Annotated in this window: 15 protein-coding genes; all 15 read left to right on the top strand. The window is 31.6% G+C overall.

The window, feature by feature from the left end:
• The coding region (locus CLCOS_RS14255; RefSeq protein WP_193756608.1) for a sigma-54-dependent Fis family transcriptional regulator at nucleotides 1-461 on the top strand (461 nt) is incomplete at its 5' end.
• A 195-nt stretch (nucleotides 462-656) separates the two neighbouring features.
• A complete protein-coding gene (locus CLCOS_RS14250; protein ID WP_063601697.1) occupies nucleotides 657-3,380 on the top strand; it encodes a molybdopterin-dependent aldehyde oxidoreductase in 2,724 nt (907 codons plus the stop codon).
• Nucleotides 3,381-3,647: 267 nt separating this feature from the next.
• Entirely contained in the window at nucleotides 3,648-5,921 is a 2,274-nt protein-coding gene (locus CLCOS_RS14245) for a pyridine nucleotide-disulfide oxidoreductase/dicluster-binding protein (protein WP_063601696.1), read from the top strand.
• A 2-nt stretch (nucleotides 5,922-5,923) separates the two neighbouring features.
• Nucleotides 5,924-6,130: a DVU_1557 family redox protein gene (locus tag CLCOS_RS14240; RefSeq protein WP_063601695.1), complete on the top strand. Its 207-nt coding sequence runs from the start codon at nucleotides 5,924-5,926 to the stop codon at nucleotides 6,128-6,130.
• A gap of 18 nt (nucleotides 6,131-6,148) precedes the next feature.
• Complete coding sequence (locus CLCOS_RS14235) at nucleotides 6,149-6,613, top strand: DVU_1555 family C-GCAxxG-C-C protein (protein WP_420806598.1); 465 nt, start codon at nucleotides 6,149-6,151, stop codon at nucleotides 6,611-6,613.
• Between the two features lie 130 nt (nucleotides 6,614-6,743).
• Nucleotides 6,744-8,057 (top strand): DVU_1553 family AMP-dependent CoA ligase, encoded by a 1,314-nt coding sequence (locus tag CLCOS_RS14230; protein ID WP_063601694.1) that lies wholly within the window; start codon nucleotides 6,744-6,746, stop codon nucleotides 8,055-8,057.
• 2 nt (nucleotides 8,058-8,059) lie between these two features.
• Nucleotides 8,060-9,118, top strand: coding sequence for an XdhC family aldehyde oxidoreductase maturation factor (locus CLCOS_RS14225; RefSeq protein ID WP_063601693.1), 1,059 nt, complete (start codon nucleotides 8,060-8,062; stop codon nucleotides 9,116-9,118).
• Nucleotides 9,105-10,211, top strand: coding sequence for a DVU_1551 family NTP transferase (locus CLCOS_RS14220; RefSeq protein ID WP_063601692.1), 1,107 nt, complete (start codon nucleotides 9,105-9,107; stop codon nucleotides 10,209-10,211). Before CLCOS_RS14225 ends, CLCOS_RS14220 begins: the two co-directional genes overlap by 14 nt.
• A complete protein-coding gene (gene cobC / locus CLCOS_RS14215) occupies nucleotides 10,204-10,791 on the top strand; it encodes an alpha-ribazole phosphatase (RefSeq protein WP_013239046.1) in 588 nt (195 codons plus the stop codon). Before CLCOS_RS14220 ends, cobC begins: the two co-directional genes overlap by 8 nt.
• Complete coding sequence (locus CLCOS_RS14210; RefSeq protein ID WP_063601699.1) at nucleotides 10,791-12,701, top strand: sigma-54-dependent Fis family transcriptional regulator; 1,911 nt, start codon at nucleotides 10,791-10,793, stop codon at nucleotides 12,699-12,701. The genes cobC and CLCOS_RS14210 overlap by 1 nt, the downstream gene beginning before the upstream one ends.
• A 471-nt stretch (nucleotides 12,702-13,172) precedes the next feature.
• The gene (gene guaD, locus CLCOS_RS14205; RefSeq protein ID WP_063601691.1) at nucleotides 13,173-14,456 is read left to right on the top strand and encodes a guanine deaminase; all 1,284 of its coding nucleotides are present in this window, start codon (nucleotides 13,173-13,175) and stop codon (nucleotides 14,454-14,456) included.
• 65 nt (nucleotides 14,457-14,521) lie between these two features.
• A complete protein-coding gene (locus CLCOS_RS14200) occupies nucleotides 14,522-15,946 on the top strand; it encodes an NCS2 family permease (protein WP_063601690.1) in 1,425 nt (474 codons plus the stop codon).
• A 361-nt stretch (nucleotides 15,947-16,307) separates the two neighbouring features.
• The gene (gene ade / locus CLCOS_RS14195; RefSeq protein WP_063601689.1) at nucleotides 16,308-18,017 is read left to right on the top strand and encodes an adenine deaminase; all 1,710 of its coding nucleotides are present in this window, start codon (nucleotides 16,308-16,310) and stop codon (nucleotides 18,015-18,017) included.
• A gap of 99 nt (nucleotides 18,018-18,116) precedes the next feature.
• The gene (locus CLCOS_RS14190) at nucleotides 18,117-18,704 is read left to right on the top strand and encodes a TetR/AcrR family transcriptional regulator (RefSeq protein ID WP_063601688.1); all 588 of its coding nucleotides are present in this window, start codon (nucleotides 18,117-18,119) and stop codon (nucleotides 18,702-18,704) included.
• A gap of 113 nt (nucleotides 18,705-18,817) precedes the next feature.
• The gene (locus CLCOS_RS14185; protein WP_063601687.1) at nucleotides 18,818-19,744 is read left to right on the top strand and encodes an NTP transferase domain-containing protein; all 927 of its coding nucleotides are present in this window, start codon (nucleotides 18,818-18,820) and stop codon (nucleotides 19,742-19,744) included.
• The last annotated feature ends 75 nt before the right edge of the window (nucleotides 19,745-19,819 follow it).

Raw genomic sequence — 19,819 nt, 5'->3', positions numbered from 1 at the left:
CTGGAAGATTTAGAAAGGATCTATATTATAGGCTAAATGTGCTGCCTTTATTCTTACCTCCACTTAGAGAAAGAAAAAAGGATATACCTCTTCTTATTCAATATTTTGTCAAGAATATAGCACAAAAATTAAATAAAAAAGAGCCAGTTATATCAGAAGAATACTTGAAGAAAATGATTAATTATAATTGGCCTGGAAATATAAGAGAATTAGAAAATTTGGTTGAACTAATTGTAAACACAGGATCTATACCATCAGGGTATTTTACAGGAGAAAATTGTGATAATGAGGTACTTGTAGATATTAGTGATGATTGTTTAAAGCTGGATTATATGGAAAAAGAACATATAATTAAAGTATTGAAGAAGTTCAAGGGGAATATAACTCATTCGGCAGAAGCACTTGGTATAAGGAGAAATACTTTATACAGTAAGATAAAAAAGTACAATATACAAATATAATATTTTTCATTTGAAAAATATAATTAGAGGGTTACCTACAGATATGCTGTTGGTAACCCTCTAATTATATTTCAAAAAGAAAGTTTAAAGAAAACGTAGGTGAGTTCAACATTTTGAATATTGATATTAATCATTGCTCATAATAATAGTGAAATTAATATTTCTTCCAATAATATAAAATCAAGGAGGTACAATATGTTAAAAAAGAGCTTAATTATTAATGGAGTTAAAAGGACTGTTATAGCAGATCCTGAGGCATTTTTAGCAGATGTTTTGAGAAAACAATTACATCTGGTTGGAACAAAAGTTGGATGTAGAAAAGGAGAATGTGGTGCCTGCTCTATAATTTTGGATGGAAATGTTGTAAGAGCTTGTATAACTAAAATTAAAAGAGTTCCTGATGAAGCAAATATTATAACTATAGAAGGAGTTGGCACCAATGAGCATCTTCATCCACTGCAGTTAGCATGGATGGTTCATGGTGCTGCACAGTGTGGATTCTGTACTCCTGGATTTATAGTTTCTGCAAAGGCACTTTTAGATGAAAACATAAATCCTACTAGGGAAGAAGTAAGAGATTGGTTTCAAAAACATAGAAATGTATGTAGATGTACGGGATACAAACCAATAGTTGATTCTGTAATGGAAGCAGCAAAACTTATGCGTGGAGAAATAAGAAAAGAAGATATATGGGCTAAACTTCCTAAAGATGGAACTTTACTTGGTTCAAGTGTAGTACGTCCATCTGCCCTTGCAAAAGTAACAGGATCATGGGAATTTGGAGCGGATCTTGGATTAGAACTTCCACCAGGAACATTGCACATTAAATTAGTTCAGGCAACGGTATCCCATGCCAATATAATATCTATAGATACTTCAGAAGCAGAAAAAATACCTGGAGTATATAAAGTATTAACATATAAAGATGTACCAGGCACTAATAGAATAAATGGTTTGGCTTTTCCATCCAATAAGGGTGATGGACTTGAAAGGCCTATATTAAATGATAAAAAGGTTTTCCAATTTGGAGATGCTATAGCTATGGTTTTGGCAGAAAATCCAGCAGTAGCTGAAGCAGCAGTAGAAAAAGTTAAAGTAGAGTTAGAAGAGCTACCAGCATATATGAGTGCACCAGCTGCTATGGCAGAAGATGCTATAGAAATTCATCCAGGAACTCCTAATATTTACTTTGAGTGCGGTACTAAAAAAGGTGGAGATACGGCACCTTTAATGGATTCTCTTCCTTATGTTGTTGAAGATGATTTTTATGTTGGAAGACAACCACATTTACCACTTGAACCAGATGTTGGATTCGCATATTTTGATGAAGATGGAGATTTAATGGTACATTCAAAGAGCGTTGGAATACACATACATGCAGCAATGGTTGCAGATGGAATAGGAATACCACTCCAAAAACTTAAAATAGTTCAAAATCCTACAGGAGGTACATTTGGTTATAAATTTAGTCCAACAATGGAAGGTCTTCTTGGAGTAGCTGCTATGGTAACTAAAAGACCTGTATATCTTGAATTTAACATGTATCAGCAGATAACATATACCGGAAAAAGGTCACCTTTCTTCATGCATCTTAAATATGGTGCAGATAAAGATGGAAAGATAAAGGCACTGGAAACAGATTGGAGTGTAGATCATGGACCATATTCTGAATTTGGAGATCTTTTGACAATGAGAGGAACTCAATTTATGGGTGCCGGATATAATATTCCAAATATAAGAGGTGAAGGCCGTACTGTAGCCACTAACCATGCTTGGGGTTCTGCATTTAGAGGATATGGTTCACCTCAATCTCTTTTTGCATCAGAAGTAGCAATTGATGAGCTAGCTGAGAAGGTTGGAATGGATCCTCTAGAATTTAGATACATGAATGTTTATAGAGAAGGAGATACAACTCCAAATGGATGTCCTCCAGATGTAATTTGTCTGCCTCAGGCAATAGATAAATTAAGACCATTTTATAATGAAGCAAAAAAGAGAGTTAAGGATAAAAATAATGCTAGTTCTGGAGATAAAAAATATGGTGTGGGAGTTTCACTTCTCATATATGGATGCGGCCTAGACGGTCCAGATACATCAAGAGCTTGGGCTGAAATTACTCTAGAAGGCGTTACTGTGGCAAACTCCTGGGAAGATCATGGCCAAGGTGCTGATATGGGAACACTCACAATTGCTCATGAAACTTTAAAACCTTTAGGAATAAAACCTGAACAAATTAAACTCGTTATGAATGATATGAAATTTACGCCAGATAGTGGCCCTGCAGGTGGAAGTCGTTCTAATGTTTTAACTGGTAATGCTACAAGAGTTGCCTGTGAAAACTTGGTAAATGCTTTGAAAAAAGAAGATGGGACTTATAGAACTTATGATGAGATGGTAGCTCAAGGTCTTCCAGTAAAATATGATGGAGAGTGGACAGCACCATGTACTGCTTGTGATGTAGAGACAGGTCAAGGAAATCCATTCCCTGTATATATGTATGGTGTACTTATGGCAGAAGTAGAAGTCGACGTCAATACAGGAAAGACTAAAGTCGAAAATCTTACTATGGTTTCAGATTGCGGTACTATAGTAAATAAAATAGTAGTTGAAGGACAGCTTTATGGTGGATTAGTTCAAGGTATAGGACTCGCTTTAAGTGAAGATTTTGAAGATTTAAAGAAACATGTTACACTTACAGCTTGTGGAATACCTCAAATAAAAGATGTTCCAGACAATATAACACTTATTCATCAGGAAACACCAAGACCAAATGGCCCTTATGGAGCAGCAGGATCAGGAGAAATGCCTCTTTCAGCACCACATGCGGCAATAATTAATGCGATATATAACGCCTGTGGAGCACGTATTACTAAATTGCCAGCTTTACCTGAGAAGGTCTTGGCAGCACTTAAGAAATAAGAGATAACGTATATTAGGCATATCTCTATAAAGGAATCAGAAGCAAATAATTTCTACATTTTATATTGAAGTGTTTTTTTTAAGTTTCTGATTCCTTTTTGGTATAGATAATTAACATTGAGACTAAACTTATCCAGTATCATTTCATTATTAGATGATTTAAAATATACATGAAGAAATGAATATTACAAAGATTTAAGCAAAAGAAAATAACTTTATAAGTTTAGTTCTAGAGTTAATAATCTATAAAGGAAGGTGAGAAGTTCTATGGATTTAAATAAACTACTAAATAGAAGAGAGTTATGTATTGGAGACAAACCTTCAGCCTGTATAGCAGGGTGTCCTTTACACATGGATGTAAAAGCTTTTATTGAAGAAATACAAAAGGGAGACTTTAAAAAAGCCTATAAAATTATGTCTAAGAAGGTTCCTTTTGCAAGAATAATAGGAAGTATATGTGATGAGCCTTGCAAGGGCGTATGTCCTAGAAATAAATTAGGTGGAGGCATAAATATACATGAGCTTGAAAGGACAGCAATAGAGTTAGGTTTTTCTTCCCCCAAAAAGTCTATTCCTATACCTAAAAATGAAAAAAAGGTTGCAGTAATAGGCGCAGGTATAAGTGGTATTGTTGCTGCTTTCGACTTGGATAGAAAAGGATATCAAGTTACTGTCTACGAAAAAAGTGATAAAATAGGCGGCAGATTGTGGAACTTCCAGGGGGAACAACTTTCAAAGCAAACGATAGAAGAAGAACTAGAAATAATGAATAAAGACGATATAACAATTAAGTTCAATGAATTTGTAGATGAAAAAAAATTGGAGGATATACTCAATACCTATGATGCAGTTTACATGGGGACAGGAACTTGGAAAAAAGATTTAAAAGTAAATCCACAAACTTTCCAGGTGGAGGATAGTTCTTTGTTTGCAGGGGGAAGAGTTGTAAACAAAGGCGATTCAGTTATACTTTCCATAAGTTCTGGAAGAAGGGCAGCTACATCCATTGACAGATACCTTCAAAAAACTTCTCTTACAGCAGCTAGAGAAAATGAAGGTCCTTATGATACTCCCTTAAAACTTCAATTGGATGATATAGAAACTGTAGAACCTATTAAAAGGACTTCTTCAGTATATAATGAAAAGGAGGCAATAGAAGAAGCACAAAGATGTTTGAAATGTGAATGTTCACAGTGTGCTAAAAATTGTCCACATTTAAGAAAGTATAATACTGAACCTAGAAAGTATATAAGGCAGATAAATCATAACGAAAACATAGTACTAGGAGATCATTATGCAAATGAAATGATTAATTCATGTACTCTTTGCGGACTTTGTGGTGAAGTGTGCCCTTCTAATTTAGACATGAAGGATATAATACAAGAAACCCGTGAAAGTATGGTAGAAAGAGAAAAAATGCCTGTGTCAGCTCATGATTTTGGACTTAGAGATATGGAATTTAGTAATAGTAAACATTTTTCTATGGTAAAAAATCAGCCGGGATATGAAAAGGTGAAATATATGTTTTATCCTGGATGTCAGCTGCCTGCTTCTTCTCCTGAATATATACCTGAAATATATAAATATCTCATGGATAATATTAAAGATGGAGTTGGGATAATGTTAGGCTGCTGCGGTGCACCAGCAGATTGGGCTGGAAGACAGGATTTAGTGAAGAAGAATATGGAGGATATGAAAGATAAGTGGGAAAAAGCAGGAAAGCCAACTTTTATTTTAGCTTGCTCAAGTTGCTATAGAAACTTTAAAAAATATATACCGGATATTAAACTTATTTCTCTATGGGAAGTTATGGATAAATATGGTATCAGGAAAAATAATAAAACAGAGAAAAAGAAAGTGTTAGCTGTACAAGATGCATGTTCAACAAGGCATAATAAAGAAATTCACGAAAGTATAAGAAGTATAGCAGACAAATTAGGATATGAAATAAAAGAACTCAAATTTTCAAAAGAAAAAACTAAGTGCTGTGGCTATGGAGGCTTAGTATATTTTGCAAATAGAGAGCAGTCTAGGGAATTTGCAAAAGATAGGATAGGTGAAAGTAACCTGGATTATTTAGTTTACTGTGCAATGTGTAAGGATCTATTTATAGATGAAGGTAAAAAAACCTTCCATATCTTAGACTTAATTTATAGCAATAATTTAGAAGAAGCCGGACTGAGAAAAGTTCCAAGTCTTTCAAAGCGTCATGAAAATAGGGCACTTGTTAAAAAGAAACTTTTAAAAGAAATATGGAATGAGGAAATGAATGACTTTAAAAAGGATTATGGATTTAAATTAAATATACCGGACAATGTGCAAAATCAAATGGAAGAAAGACTGATTTTGCTTGAAGATATAGAAAAAGCAGTAGATAATGCGCAAAAAAATAAAGAGAGATTTTTTAATCCTGAAAATTCTCATTATTTATGCAGACTTAGGATTGGTAGTGTTACCTATTGGGTAGAATATGAAAAAAATGAAAATCAAATTTTTGTTAAAGACGTTTACAGCCATAGGATGGAAGTAGTGGAGGAATAGCTATGAATATTAATAAAGAAGAGAAAACTCCATGGATTTGTGACAAATGTAATAAAGAATTAGAACTTAGACAGGTAAAGGTTTTATATCTTGGAGGAAATTTTCAAGTTGAACTCATGCAGTGTCCACAATGTAAAATGGTAATTATAGATGAGAAACTTGCATTAGGAAAAATGAAGGAGGTAGAAAAGGGACTGGAAGATAAGTGATGATAGCAGAGAAGGAGAATAAAAGTTATAAATGATACTGCTTTTCGTATATATAAATTGGCTTCATCAGGATTTTGTTGTACCCAAATAATGCTTAAATTGGCTTTAGAGGATGAGGAAAAAGAAAAAACAGATTTAATAAAGGCCTTAAATGGCCTTTGTGGGGGATTAGGATCTAGCGAAAAGGTTTGCGGAATTTTAACTGGAGGTATAGCTGTTATAGGACTTTATGCAGGAAAAGGTGAGCCTAGAGAATATTATGGCGAAAATTTTCAACCTATGTTAAGTGAATATATAGATTGGTTTAAAGAAAAATTTGAAAGCACAGAGTGCAGAGATATAATAGGAATTCAAAAAATAACTGATGAAAATGGTAATATAAATTATCCTGTAAAGTGTGGAGATGTTTTATTGAAAAGTTATGAGAAGATTCAACAGATAATATGTAAGTATGGATATGAATTTGGAAATAGGGATGATTAGTAAAATTAACAGTTGGGATAAAATATTGTACAATATAAATAGCTATACTTTTAGTATATCTACCATGGCATTTCAAGACATTTGAAATGTGGATTTACAGAAACTGTGGAGTTAAAGGGGAGAGGGCAAAATGAAGCTGACACCACTTGAAGCATGGATAGTGGATAAAACGGGGATAAAGGAAAAAAGTAGGGAAGCTTTAGAAAATTATCAGTTAAATAAAATAAGAAAAGTTATAGATTACGGAAAAAAATATAGTAAGTTTTATAAGGAATATTTGAAAAATATTGAGGAAGATGATATAAAATCCTTTAAATATTTTGAAAAAATTCCTTTTACATTGCCAGAACATATAAAAGAAAACTCAAATAATTTTTTATGCGTACCTCAAAGAGATGTTGCCAGGATAGTAACGTTAAGAACTTCGGGAACAAGTGGAGAAGAAAAAAGAATATATTTTACGGAAAAGGACTTAGATCTTACTGTAGAATTTTTTAAATATGGTATGCAGTGTATTGTAAATAAAAATGACAGGGTATTGGTGCTTTTACCAGGAAATAGTCATGGCAGTATAGGAGATTTGCTAAAAAAAGCGTTAAAGGATATAGATATAACATGCTATGTTCAAGGTGTACTTGTAAATCCTAAGGATACTGCAGAATTTATAAAGGAAAAAGGTATAGATTGTATAGTAGGGATTCCACTTCAGGTATTGTATTTTTCCAGAGTGGAATCTGAAACATTTAAAGCCAATATAAAAAAAATTCTTCTAAGTGCTGATTATGTGCCAGAAACATTAATAAGAGAAATTACACATAAATTTAACTGTAAAGTTTTCACACACTATGGTATGACGGAAATGGGGTATGGAGGAGGAGTAGAATGTGAGGCTTTAAGTGGTTACCATATGAGAGAAAATGATCTGTATTTTGAAGTAATAAATCCTCGTACAGGAAAGGTAGCAAAAGATGGAGAATATGGAGAGATAGTATTTACAACTCTTACAAGAGAAGGAATGCCTTTAATAAGATATAAAACAGGTGATATAGGGTGTTTTAAAGCAAGTTTGTGCGCTTGTGGTACTTTTTTAAAGACTATGGAAAGAGTTCATGGAAGGATGGAAAATAAAATTGTAATAGGTAAAAATAAATTCCTATCTATGAGAGATTTGGATGAAATAATCTTGTCTTTTGAAGATGTAATAAATTATAATGTTTATATTGAAAAGAAAAATATTTTGTATATAGATATTGCTGTAAAAGATGAAGAAGACTTTTACAAATTAAAAGGGCGTATTAAAAATAGCATAGAAAAAATTCCATCAGTAAGAGAAGCATTAATTGATGGAACTTTGGAAATTGTATTAAAGTATATGAAAAAAAGTATAGAAGTAAAAAATAGTATGGTAAAGCGAAAAATATATGATTATAGATGGAGGGGATAAATGTGGAAGATATATATGAGATGATAAATAATCTTCTGGATAAAAAAGAAGATTTTGTTTTGGCCACTATTCTAGAAAAATCTGGATCTGCGCCTAGAGAAGAAGGTACCAAGATGATTATAAAAAGGGATTTTTCTATTATAGGAACTATAGGTGGAGGCATATTTGAGGCATTGGCCATAAAATTATCTTCAAGGATATTTGAAAATGAGGCTTATATAATTAAAAATTGTTCACTTACAAATGAAGGTGCAGAGGCTTTAGGTGCTGCCTGCGGTGGAGATCTTAAATTGCTTCTGGAATATGTAGATTATAAAGACAGTGATATGGTGGAAATGTATAAAAATGTGCAGAAGCTGAAGAGAAAAGGTGATAATTTTGCAATTATAACTAGAATACCTGAAGAAGGAAAAAGCATAAAAGGCACAGATAAATGGATTTGTAGTGAAGCATCATTTTATGGAAAAGAAGATGAAAAGATTCAGTACATAATTAGAAAAATAAAAGAAAATTTTAAAAATATTACTATGAAGTATACTGACCTAGAAGAGGAACATTATTTAATAGAACCTGTTTTAAATACTCAAACTATATATGTAATAGGTGCGGGACATGTAGCACAAAAAATTGCAGAAGTAGCCAAAAGTCTGGATTTTGACATTGTTGTTATAGACGATAGACAGGAATTTGCAAATAAGGAAAGGTTTAAAGATGTAAAAGAAGTAAAAGCAATTCCTTCTTTTGAAAATATTCTTAAATATATAAAGGTAGATAGTAATAGTTATATAGTAATAGTTACAAGAGGGCATGCTTACGATAAGGAAGTATTAGGGCAGATGCTTAAGACTAATGCAAAGTATATAGGGATGATAGGAAGCAAGAGCAAAAGGAAGTTTGTTTATGAGAGTCTTTTGGATGAAGGATATACAGAGGAAGATTTAAAAAGGGTACATAGTCCTATAGGTGTTTCTATATATGCACAAACTCCTGAAGAAATAGCAATAAGTATTGTGGCAGAACTAATAAAGGTAAAAAGGGAGACTTTTAATGGAAAAAGATAAATTAGGGGCCATTATCATTTCGGCAGGATATTCTTCAAGGATGGGAGACTTTAAACCACTTTTGAAATTTGGAGAATGTACTGCAGTGGAAATGATAATAAATACTTTTAAGGCTTCAAAAATTGATGATATTGTAGTAATAGTAGGCCACAGGCAAAATGAAGTAATAGATGTAATTAAAGATTTAGGAGTTAGGTGGATAAAAAATGAAGATTATTCAAAGGGCATGTTTTCTTCCATAGTAAAGGGTATGGAAGTATTGCAAGAGGATGTAAAAGGATTTTTTATGAATCCTGTAGATATACCTCTCATAAAAACACATACTGTAAATATGTTAAAAGATAAATATATGGAGTATGGTAAGGGCATTATATATCCTAAGTTTAATGAAAAATCAGGGCATCCTCCCTTCATAGATTGTAAGTATAGATCAGAAATAATGAAAAGTGATGGTGAAGGGGGACTAAAGAGAATACTTCAAAAGTTTGACAATGATTCTATAAGAGTTTCGGTTCCAGACCAAGGTATATTGATGGATATGGATATTAAAGAAGACTATAAAAAATTACTAGAATATTTTTATTTAAAAGCACCTAATTTGGAAGAATGTTATTGCATTTTAGACTTATATGGTGTACCTTGTAATATAAGGAGACATAGTAATAAGGTATCAGAAATAGCCCTAAATGTTTTAAATAAGTTAAATAGTAAAGAATATAATTTTAATAAGAATACAATGTTAGCTGCAGGACTTTTGCATGATTTGGCTAGAAAAGAAAAAAATCATGCTAAAGAAGGGGCTAGAATATTAAGTGACTTGGGTTACCCGAATATAGCGAAAATAATAGCAACTCACATGGATATAGAGGTAAATGAAGAAGATAATATTACAGAAGGAGAGCTACTGTACTTGGCAGATAAAGTTGTTCAGGAAGACGAATTAGTAGGATTAGAAAAAAGATTTTCTGAATATTCTTCAAGATTTTCAAATAATCTTGAAGCATTAAATAAAGTGAGAAAAAGGTTTGGGGAAGCTAGAAAAATCGAAAAAAAGATAGAGAATGTATTGGGGAAAAATTTTAGATATGAGTAGAAAAATATATTTAATAAGACATGGAAAAATAAATGTAGGTAATGAAAAACGTTACATAGGAATTACAGATATACCTTTAAATGAAGAAGGTACTTTACAAGTGCTAAAATTAAAAAGATTTTTTGAAAAAATAGACATAGAGAAAGTATATTTAAGTCCTCTAAAGAGATGTGTTGAAACAGCACATATAATTTTAGAAGATAGAAATATAGATAAGATTATAGTAAATGAGTTAATGGAAATAAACATGGGAGAATGGGAAGGAAAAACTTTTAGTTTTATTAAAAGCTCTTTACCAGAGCAGTTTAAAAGTAGAGGAGAAGATATAGGAGGTTTTGTACCAACAGGGGGAGAAAGTTTTAAAAATCTTGAGAAAAGAGTTATCCCTGTTTTTAAATCTATTATAAATAGCACTAGTGGCAATATAATTATAATTTCCCATGCAGGAGTTAATAGAGTCATACTAAAGAATATTTTATCAATATCTATGCAGGATATATTTAAAATAAATCAACCCTATGGGTGTATAAATGAACTTTCCTTTAGTAATGGGGAGTGGAATTGGAAGTTGTTATTATAATGGGGGGGATTATAGTGAATACAGTTACTTCTAAATTGGATAATGAAGCTGTATATAAAACGGATATAGAACTTTCACATGAAAGATGTAAAAAGTTTGGTATTGATTCACGCCAGGTTTTTAGTAAAAAAATATTATATGATAATGAATTACAGAAAAAATTTGCAGCTAACAGAAATCTAATATTGACCGCGGCACCTTATATGGAGCAGCTAATTAATTTTGTAAAGGGTTTCAACTTCTTTGTATTACTTACTGATGGAGAAGGATGTATATTAAATGCATTGGGAGATGAAAAAATACTTTCGAAAGCTTTTTCTTTAAAGATGGTACCAGGGGCTTTTATGAATGAAGAAAATATTGGAACTAACTCTATGAGTATGGTTATAAGTACTAAAATGCCAGTTCAAGTTTCTGGAGATGATCATTTTATTAGAGCATATCACAAATGGACGTGTTCTGCAGCACCTATAAAAGATAGTAAAGGAAGACTTATAGGCGTATTGAATCTTACTGGGTATGCCGAATTTGTACATTCTCATACACTTGGGATGGTTATAGCGGCGTCAAATGCTATAGAAGAAATGCTTAAAGTAAAAGAATGCAATAAGATTCAAAATATGAATTACAAGCATATAAAAAATATATTTAATTCTAGTCCTGTTTCTATAATAACTTCTGATATAAATGGTAAAATAAAAATTTGCAATAAAAAAGCACAAGATATGTTTGGTATAAGAGGTAATAAGTTAGAAGCAGATAAAATGGAAGATATTATAGAAAACTGGAATGATATAAAGACGTCCATATATTTAGGCCAAGGTACTTCAAAAGAAACAAACATAGTGGCTGTGAGAAATAAAACTAGATATCAACTAACTACCAGTTCTATATATAACTGTGAAGATGATAACGTTGAGGTAGTATATGTTTTTGAAGAAATCAAAATGGCAAGGAAAAGAAATGATGGTCAGGCTTACTATACTTTTGATAAAATAATTGGCCAAGATGAAAGCTTTATGAGAATAATAGAGTATGCCAAAAAGATTTCAGATAGTAAATCAACTATACTTATAATGGGAGAAAGCGGTACGGGAAAAGAGGTATTTGCACAATCTATTCATAATTACAGCAGCAGAGTAGATGGGCCTTTTATAGCTTTAAATTGTGGAGCTATCCCTAAACAGCTTATAGAGTCAGAGCTTTTTGGATATGAAGAAGGAGCTTTTACGGGTGCCAAAAAGGGTGGCAACCTTGGAAAATTTGAATTGGCAGATGGCGGAACTATAATGCTGGATGAAATTGGAGAAATGCCTCTTGATATGCAAACAAAGCTTCTAAGAGTTGTTCAGGAAGGCGTAATAACGAAAATTGGGAGTTCAAAATCTATACCTGTGGATGTTAGGATTGTAGCTGTCACAAACAGAGATTTAAAAAAAGAAGTGGAGCGTGGAAGGTTTAGAAAAGACTTATATTATAGATTAAATGTACTGCCTTTATATTTACCACCACTTAGAGAAAGAAAAAAGGATATATCTATTCTTATTCAATATTTTATTAAGAGCATATCACAAAAATTAAGTAAAAAACAACCAGTTATACCAGGAGAATATTTACAAAAAATGATTAACTACAGTTGGCCTGGAAACATAAGGGAATTAGAAAATGTAGTGGAATTAATTATAAATACTGAATCTGTACCTGCAGGTTATTTTTCAGAAGAAAGTTGTAATAATGATGTACTTGTAAATATTAATGAAGACTGCTTAAAATTGGATTACGTGGAAAGGGAACATTTAGTAAAGGTGTTGAAGAAGTTTAAGGGAAATATAACTCATTCGGCAGCAGCATTGGGAATTAGGAGAAATACTTTGTACAGCAAGATTAAAAAATATAAAATAGAAATGTAAAAGAAGTATATGGTTATAAAGCAAAAAATAAACTTATAATCTAAATATTTTTACAACCTTCAGCCCATTTAAATATTTTGATAAATCTAAAATATTTAAATGGGTTTCATAATTGTAAAATGTTTCTGCGTATAAGTTTATTTTTAAGTTAGAAAGCTTATAAATTTTACACTTTTGCTTAATTTTATAATATATTATTACAAAATTAATATATATTGACAGAAGTATAATTCAGATTTATAATAAAAATGGACGAACTAGTTAGTATAAGCAAAAACAATACTATACCATCACACATTATATGGTATGCTATATTAAATTAACTTATTTGAGTATAGATTATATCATATTTAACTCTTCAGTATTCTAATTTACAATCATTTTTAATAATAATGTATTAATATCTTATTTAAATTTCTATTTCTAATCTTTAAATGCAAAAATTACAATAACTTAAAAGGGGGCAGCTTAATGGAGGGCATATATATTGTTAAGGGTAATATTATTTTTACTAAAACTTTTGGCAAATTTGAAGTATTTGAAAATGGGTATATTGTAGTTGAAGGTAAGTGTGTTAAAGGTGTATATAAAAATCTTCCTGAAAAGTTTAGAAATATAAGGGTTATAGACTATGGAGATGCAATTATAATACCAGGATTTGTTGATTTGCATTTACATGCATCACAATATGGAAACTTAGGATTAGGGCTTGATAAAGAACTGATGCCATGGCTTCAAGAATATACTTTTCCTGAGGAAGCAAAATATGCAGATATTAACTATGCAAAAAAGGTGTACTCAGCTTTAATAAGAGATTTGTGGAGATTTGGTACCACAAGGGCATGTGTTTTTGCAACTATTCATAAAGATTCAACAAAACTTTTAATGGATTTATTTGCGGAGTCAGGATTATCAGCATATGTGGGAAAAGTAAACATGAACAGAAATTCACCAGAATATTTGGTAGAAAGTACAGAAAATTCAGTTTATGATACAGAAGAAATATTGCAGGAATATTCTACAAAATATGAACTTGTCAAGCCTATAATTACACCTAGATTTGTTCCAAGCTGCAGTATGAAGTTATTAAAGAACTTAGGAAATTTAGCTAAAAAGTACAGTGTTCCAGTGCAGTCACATTTATGTGAAAATAATGATGAAGTTAGATTTGTTAAAGAATTACACCCAGAGTGTAAAAACTATGCAAGTGTATATGATAGCGCTGGATTGTTTGGAGATGTGCCCACTATTATGGCTCATTGTATTTTGGTAGATGAAGATGAAATTGAGTTGATGAAAAGAAAAAATATATTTATTGCTCACAATCCTAATTCAAATTGCAATTTGTCAAGTGGCATTGCACCTATTAGAAGGTTCATTACAAGAGGTATCCCTGTAGGGCTTGGAAGTGATATATCTGCAGGACATAGTTTGTCAATGACAAATGTAATTGTGAATAGTGCTCAGGTATCAAATTTAAAATGGCTTGAAAGCAGTAAAGTAGATAAGCCTTTTAGTACTGCAGAATTATTTTACCTGGCAACAAAAGGTGGAGGAAAATTTTTTGGTAAAGTAGGAAGCTTTGAAAATGGGTATGAGTTTGATGCTCTTGTTATTGATGATAGCAGTTTAGCTATATTTAGACAATTGTCAATAGAAGAAAGGCTGCAAAAGTTTATTTATACTGGAGATGACAGAAATATTAAGGACAGATATATATCCGGCAAAAAAATAAAAGAACCTAAATGTTATTAAAAATAAAGTTCTTCAGCTTAATAAGTTTAGAGAACTTTAAATAATTTTATAATGGGGGTTAATTTATGGAAAGTGGAGTTAATGGACAGAAAAATTCGTTTCTAGAGTCATTTTTTAAGTTGAAAGACAACAACACAAATGTAAAGACAGAAATTCTTGCTGGATTCACAACTTTTATCACTATGGCCTATATAATATTTGTTAATCCAAGTGTTCTTAGAATAGCAGGTATGAATTCAGCAGGTGTAGTTGGAGATGCAGCTTCAAAGTTTAATGTAGGCTCTGATCCTATTGTATCGGCGGTATTTGTTGCTACTTGTCTAGCTGCTGCTGTTGGAACATTTATAATGGGGTTTTATGCAAATTTACCTTTTGCTCAAGCTCCAGGTATGGGTCTTAACGCATTCTTTACTTACACAGTATGTTTGACATTAGGTTTTAATTGGCACCAAGCTCTTACTGCAGTACTTACTTCAGGTATTTTGTTTATAATTATTACAGTTACATCCATACGAGAAAAAATTGTTGATGCTATACCTCAAAATTTAAAATATGCTATGTCTGGTGGTATAGGACTTTTTATTGCACTTATTGGTTTAAAAAGTGGTGGAATAATAGTTTCAAATAAATCAACACTTGTTGGATTTGGAAATTTCGCACAACCAGGAACATTGCTTACCATAATAGGAGTTTTAGTAATTGGTGTACTTATGGCAAGAAATGTTACAGGATCCATTCTTATAGGCATTGTTTTAACTACGCTTATAGGTATACCGCTTAAAGTTACTTCTCTTGCAAATTTACACATCTTTAGTGCACCACCTTCTCTTGCACCTACTTTTGCAGCTTTTGATTTTTCCGGTCTTTTTTCAAAAGGAGGTACTTCTATAGCAGGAGCAATTTTGAGTTTTGTTATGGTTGTTATAACAATTTGTTTGGTTGACCTTTTTGATACTATTGGAACACTTGTTGGAACTGCTACAAAGGCAGGGATGGTAGATGAAAACGGTAAAGTTTTAAGACTTAAGAAAGCCCTTATCTGTGATGCAGTAGCAACAACTGCAGGATCATTTTTCGGAACAAGTACTATTAATACCTATGTTGAATCAACCTCTGGTGTTACGGCAGGAGGAAGAACCGGTCTCACAGCAGTAACTGTAGGTATATTATTTATTCTTTCATTATTCTTCTCAGGACTTGTTGGAGTAGTTCCTTCACAGGCTACAGCACCAGCACTTATTATAGTAGGTGCCTTAATGATGGGAGTAATCAAAAATATAGATTTTGGTGACTTTACAGAAGCATTACCATGTTTCTTCGCTATTTCATTAATGGCTTTTAGTTATAGTATAGCAAATGGTATTGCAGTTGCAATGATCATTTATCCTATAGTAAAAATAGCTACTGGTAGAGGTAAAGAACTTAGTCCAATAGTGTACGTTCTTGCTGTATTATTTGTGCTAAGGTATTTACTCCTTCCGTTTGAGTAGAGTAATATATATTATATATTTAACTTTTACGCATATGAGATTTTGACTTAATTTAAATATAATGCGAAGCAACTTTTTAGTTAATAGTTAAGAGTGAAGAATTAATAGTTAATGTGGATTTTTTTCGTTACACTGCAAAAAATCTTTAATTAAATTTTTCAAAGCTCGTTTTGCTAAAGCAAAACATTACTAAGCACTAACTTATATAAATTTAAAGATTTTTTGTGACAGCTAAAAATTTTCCTTCACTATTAATTTTTCATTATTCATTCTTAACTTGCGAAGCTTTGCTTCGCAATATTTTTAAACTGTGGGAGTAAGATTATAATAGGGCATTTTAATAGATTGGAGAAGTGAGTAGATGAATGAATTGACAAGTAAAATCGATGCTGCTATGGGCAGGATAAAAGCAGAACTTGTGCTGAAAGATGCTTTTATAATAAATGTATTTACTCAAACTGTTGAAAAAAAGGATATTGCAATAAATGATGGGATAATTGTAGGAATGGGTAAATATGAAGGAAACCATGAAATTAATTGCAATGGTTTTTTTGTAGCACCAGGGTTTATAGATTCTCACGTTCATATAGAATCTTCTATGGTAACTCCAGAAATATTTTCTGATTTAGTTATTAAAAAAGGGGTTACTACAATTATTGCAGATCCCCACGAGATAGCAAATGTTTTAGGAGAAAAGGGTATAGAATTTATGCTCCAAAACAGTAAAAAAGGTGATGCAGATATATTTTTTATGCTTCCGTCTTGTGTTCCAGCAGTAGATTTTGAAGATAATGGTGCAGTGCTTGAAGCGGATAATTTAGAAAGATTTATTGAAGATCCTCAAGTCTTAGGACTTGGAGAAGTAATGGATGTTAATGCAGTTACTTCAGGGAATAAAAAGATGATAAGAAAAATTTTAATGGTAAACAAGTATAGAAAAAGTTTAGATGGACACTGCCCTAAAATTAATGATAAAGAACTTAATGCTTATTTATGTGCTAACATTAGAACAGATCATGAATGTACCAATTATGAAGAAGCTTTAGAAAAAGTGAAAAATGGGATGTATGTAATGCTTAGGGAAGGATCTGCGGCTAGAGATCTGAAAAAATTATTACCTGCAGTAAATGACAAAAATTATAGCAGGTTTTTGTTTTGTACTGATGACAGACATATAGAGGATTTAGTAGATGAGGGCAGTATAGATAATTGTATACGAACTGCTATAGATGAAGGATTAGATGCTATAAAAGCATATACAATAGCATCATTTAATGCAGCTAATTGTTATAATTTATGGGATAGAGGTGCTATTTCAGCTGGTATGAAGGCTGATTTGGTAATATTTGAAGATATTAAAAAATTGAAAATTAAAAATGTGATTAAGAATGGTAAAGTATACAAAAATAATCATATGTTTAAAGATATTTTTGCTAAGCCATCAGTAAATGTAGATCATATAAAAGAAGACTTATTTAAGATTAAGGCTAAAGGTAAATTTGTAAATGTAATAAAAGTTCAGCCAGGAGGACTAGTTACTAAAAAGGAAAAGAGACAAGTTAAAATAAATGAAGGATTAGTTGAATGTGTTGAAAGTAAAGAAGAAGTTGTAAATAAAATAGCTGTGATAGAGAGACACAAAAACAGTGGAAAACATTCTGTTGGGTTCATAGAAGGCCTAGGTCTCAAAAAAGCGGCTATAGCTCAGACAATTGCCCATGATTCTCATAATATAATTGTATTAGGTGACAATGATAAAGATATGGAGATAGCAGTAAATAACATTATATCCAATAATGGAGGTATAGTATTTGTATCTGAAGGTAAATTGTTAGAGTATTTAAAATTACCAATAGGTGGACTTATGACATCTGAGAATCCATCTTTTGTAGTAGATAAAATTATAAAATTAAATTCATTAGCAGTAAAGTTTGGAATTAAAAAAGAAGTTGATCCATTTATAACACTTGGGTTTATGGCACTTCCCGTAATTCCAGAGATAAAAATAACTTCAAGGGGATTATTTGATTACTCTAAATTTAGTTTTATAGATTTATTTACAGATATTTAAGTATAAGATATGAAGCTTCTATACAAATTTTGCGTAAAATTTAAACTTAGAGTATAATTTTATAGTAGATTATAATTGTTACGAGAAAGAGGTTATACTATGCCAAAAGATGCAAAAAAAGAGATATTAAATGCTGCTATGAAAGTAATTGCAAGGGAAAAAATAAGCGGTACCCGTATGCATATGATTGCAAAAGAAACTGAGAGAAGTCAGGCTAATTTGCATTATTACTTTCCAACTAAAAATGATATAATGATAGCCCTTTTAGATGATATACAAAAGCAATTTTCAGAGAACCGTAAGAAATATATAGATTTAGAAAATAAAAGTGTTTTAGAAAATATAAGAGGATTTTTTGAACAAAAGGAAGATGACATTTTAAATAATAAAGAATTAGATTATGTACAACTTGATTATTGGGTTCAAGGTACAGTAAATGAGGAAATAAGGAAAAAGTTTCAAAAAACTTTTAATATATGGCGCGGTGGCATTAGCAAAGTTTTAGATAAAGGGGAATTTAAAGACAGTGTAGATAATGAATATAAAGATATGCTAACATATATAATGCTATCATTAATGTTAGGAGCATCACTACAGTATCTTATTGATGAAGGTAAGTTTGATTTAAAAAAGTATTTTGATGTAGCCGAAGGGCTTATTGAACAGTGTTTAAAAGAAGAAAATTAATTGATTCACAATGTTTTTAAATTGGGAAAGTTGAAGTATTTATATACTAAGCAAGGTAATATAGTCTTAAATTGTACATATATGCAAGTTGCAGCTAGATAAGGAGTATGGATATGGAGAAAGAGAAAAAAACAACAGGAGGTATAATTGCTGCTGCAGGAAAAACGTCAGAGAGAGATGAAACATATCCACTGCGCAAAATTGGTTCTATAACTATAGTAAAAAGAATTGTCTTAACTTTTCAAAAGGCTGGAGTTTCACCAATTGTGGTAATTACGGGGTATAAGTCTGAGGAAATTGAACGTAATTTAGCCTATTATGGAGTTATATTTTTGTATAATGGAGAATACGAAAATTCACAAATGCTTGATTCTGTAAAAATAGGATTGGATTTTTTAAAGAATAAATGTGATCAAGTAATATTTAATCCGGTAAGTGCTCCACTATTTACACCAGAAACTATTCAAAAGATGATAGAATGTGATAAACAATTGCTATCACCATCTTATCATGGAAAAACTGGACACCCCCTTTTGATATCTTCTAAGTTAATCCCTCAAGTTTTAAAATATGATGGTAATGGAGGGATGGAGGGAGCTATACAAAATATTGGCGTTGAAAGACAGTTGATGGATGTGGAAGATGAAGGAATTTTAAGTGATACAGGAGACCCTTGCCAATTGGAAAAACTCCTAAAGAAACATAACCAGCGTATTTTACATCCTTTTGTTAAAATAAGTATTGAAAAGGAGTCTATGTTTTTTAATTCAAGAACAAAGTTGCTTTTGATTTTAATTCAGAATACACATTCTGTACGAAATGCATGTAAACACATGGCTCTTTCCTATAGCAAAGCGTGGAATATGCTGAATCAGTTGGAAGAAGAATTAGGATATGCGGTGGTTAAGAGGAAACATGGTGGACGAAATGGTGGAAAAACTTATTTAACCGAAGAAGGTATGGAATTTTTAAAAAAATATGAGCAATTTGAACACAATGTCCGTCAGTATGCAAAAGATGAATTTGATAGATTGTTTTGATGCAAAAAGCAAGTTCTTTTCACAAAGAATTTGATAAACATTAGCCTCCGTTTTATAATAATTATAACAATAAAT

This window comes from Clostridium coskatii, from assembly GCF_001675205.1.
Taxonomy (GTDB): domain Bacteria; phylum Bacillota; class Clostridia; order Clostridiales; family Clostridiaceae; genus Clostridium_B; species Clostridium_B ljungdahlii.
The sequence above is the reverse complement of the archived record's forward strand: the minus strand, read 5'-3'. Positions and strand labels throughout refer to the sequence as shown.

Coding starts and splice junctions, on each gene's coding strand:
- CLCOS_RS14250 (WP_063601697.1), top strand. CDS start 657: ATGTTAAAAAAGAGCTTAATTATTAATGGAGTTAAAAGGACTGTTATA.
- CLCOS_RS14245 (WP_063601696.1), top strand. CDS start 3,648: ATGGATTTAAATAAACTACTAAATAGAAGAGAGTTATGTATTGGAGAC.
- CLCOS_RS14240 (WP_063601695.1), top strand. CDS start 5,924: ATGAATATTAATAAAGAAGAGAAAACTCCATGGATTTGTGACAAATGT.
- CLCOS_RS14230 (WP_063601694.1), top strand. CDS start 6,744: ATGAAGCTGACACCACTTGAAGCATGGATAGTGGATAAAACGGGGATA.
- CLCOS_RS14220 (WP_063601692.1), top strand. CDS start 9,105: ATGGAAAAAGATAAATTAGGGGCCATTATCATTTCGGCAGGATATTCT.
- cobC (WP_013239046.1), top strand. CDS start 10,204: ATGAGTAGAAAAATATATTTAATAAGACATGGAAAAATAAATGTAGGT.
- CLCOS_RS14210 (WP_063601699.1), top strand. CDS start 10,791: ATGGGGGGGATTATAGTGAATACAGTTACTTCTAAATTGGATAATGAA.
- guaD (WP_063601691.1), top strand. CDS start 13,173: ATGGAGGGCATATATATTGTTAAGGGTAATATTATTTTTACTAAAACT.
- CLCOS_RS14200 (WP_063601690.1), top strand. CDS start 14,522: ATGGAAAGTGGAGTTAATGGACAGAAAAATTCGTTTCTAGAGTCATTT.
- ade (WP_063601689.1), top strand. CDS start 16,308: ATGAATGAATTGACAAGTAAAATCGATGCTGCTATGGGCAGGATAAAA.
- CLCOS_RS14190 (WP_063601688.1), top strand. CDS start 18,117: ATGCCAAAAGATGCAAAAAAAGAGATATTAAATGCTGCTATGAAAGTA.
- CLCOS_RS14185 (WP_063601687.1), top strand. CDS start 18,818: ATGGAGAAAGAGAAAAAAACAACAGGAGGTATAATTGCTGCTGCAGGA.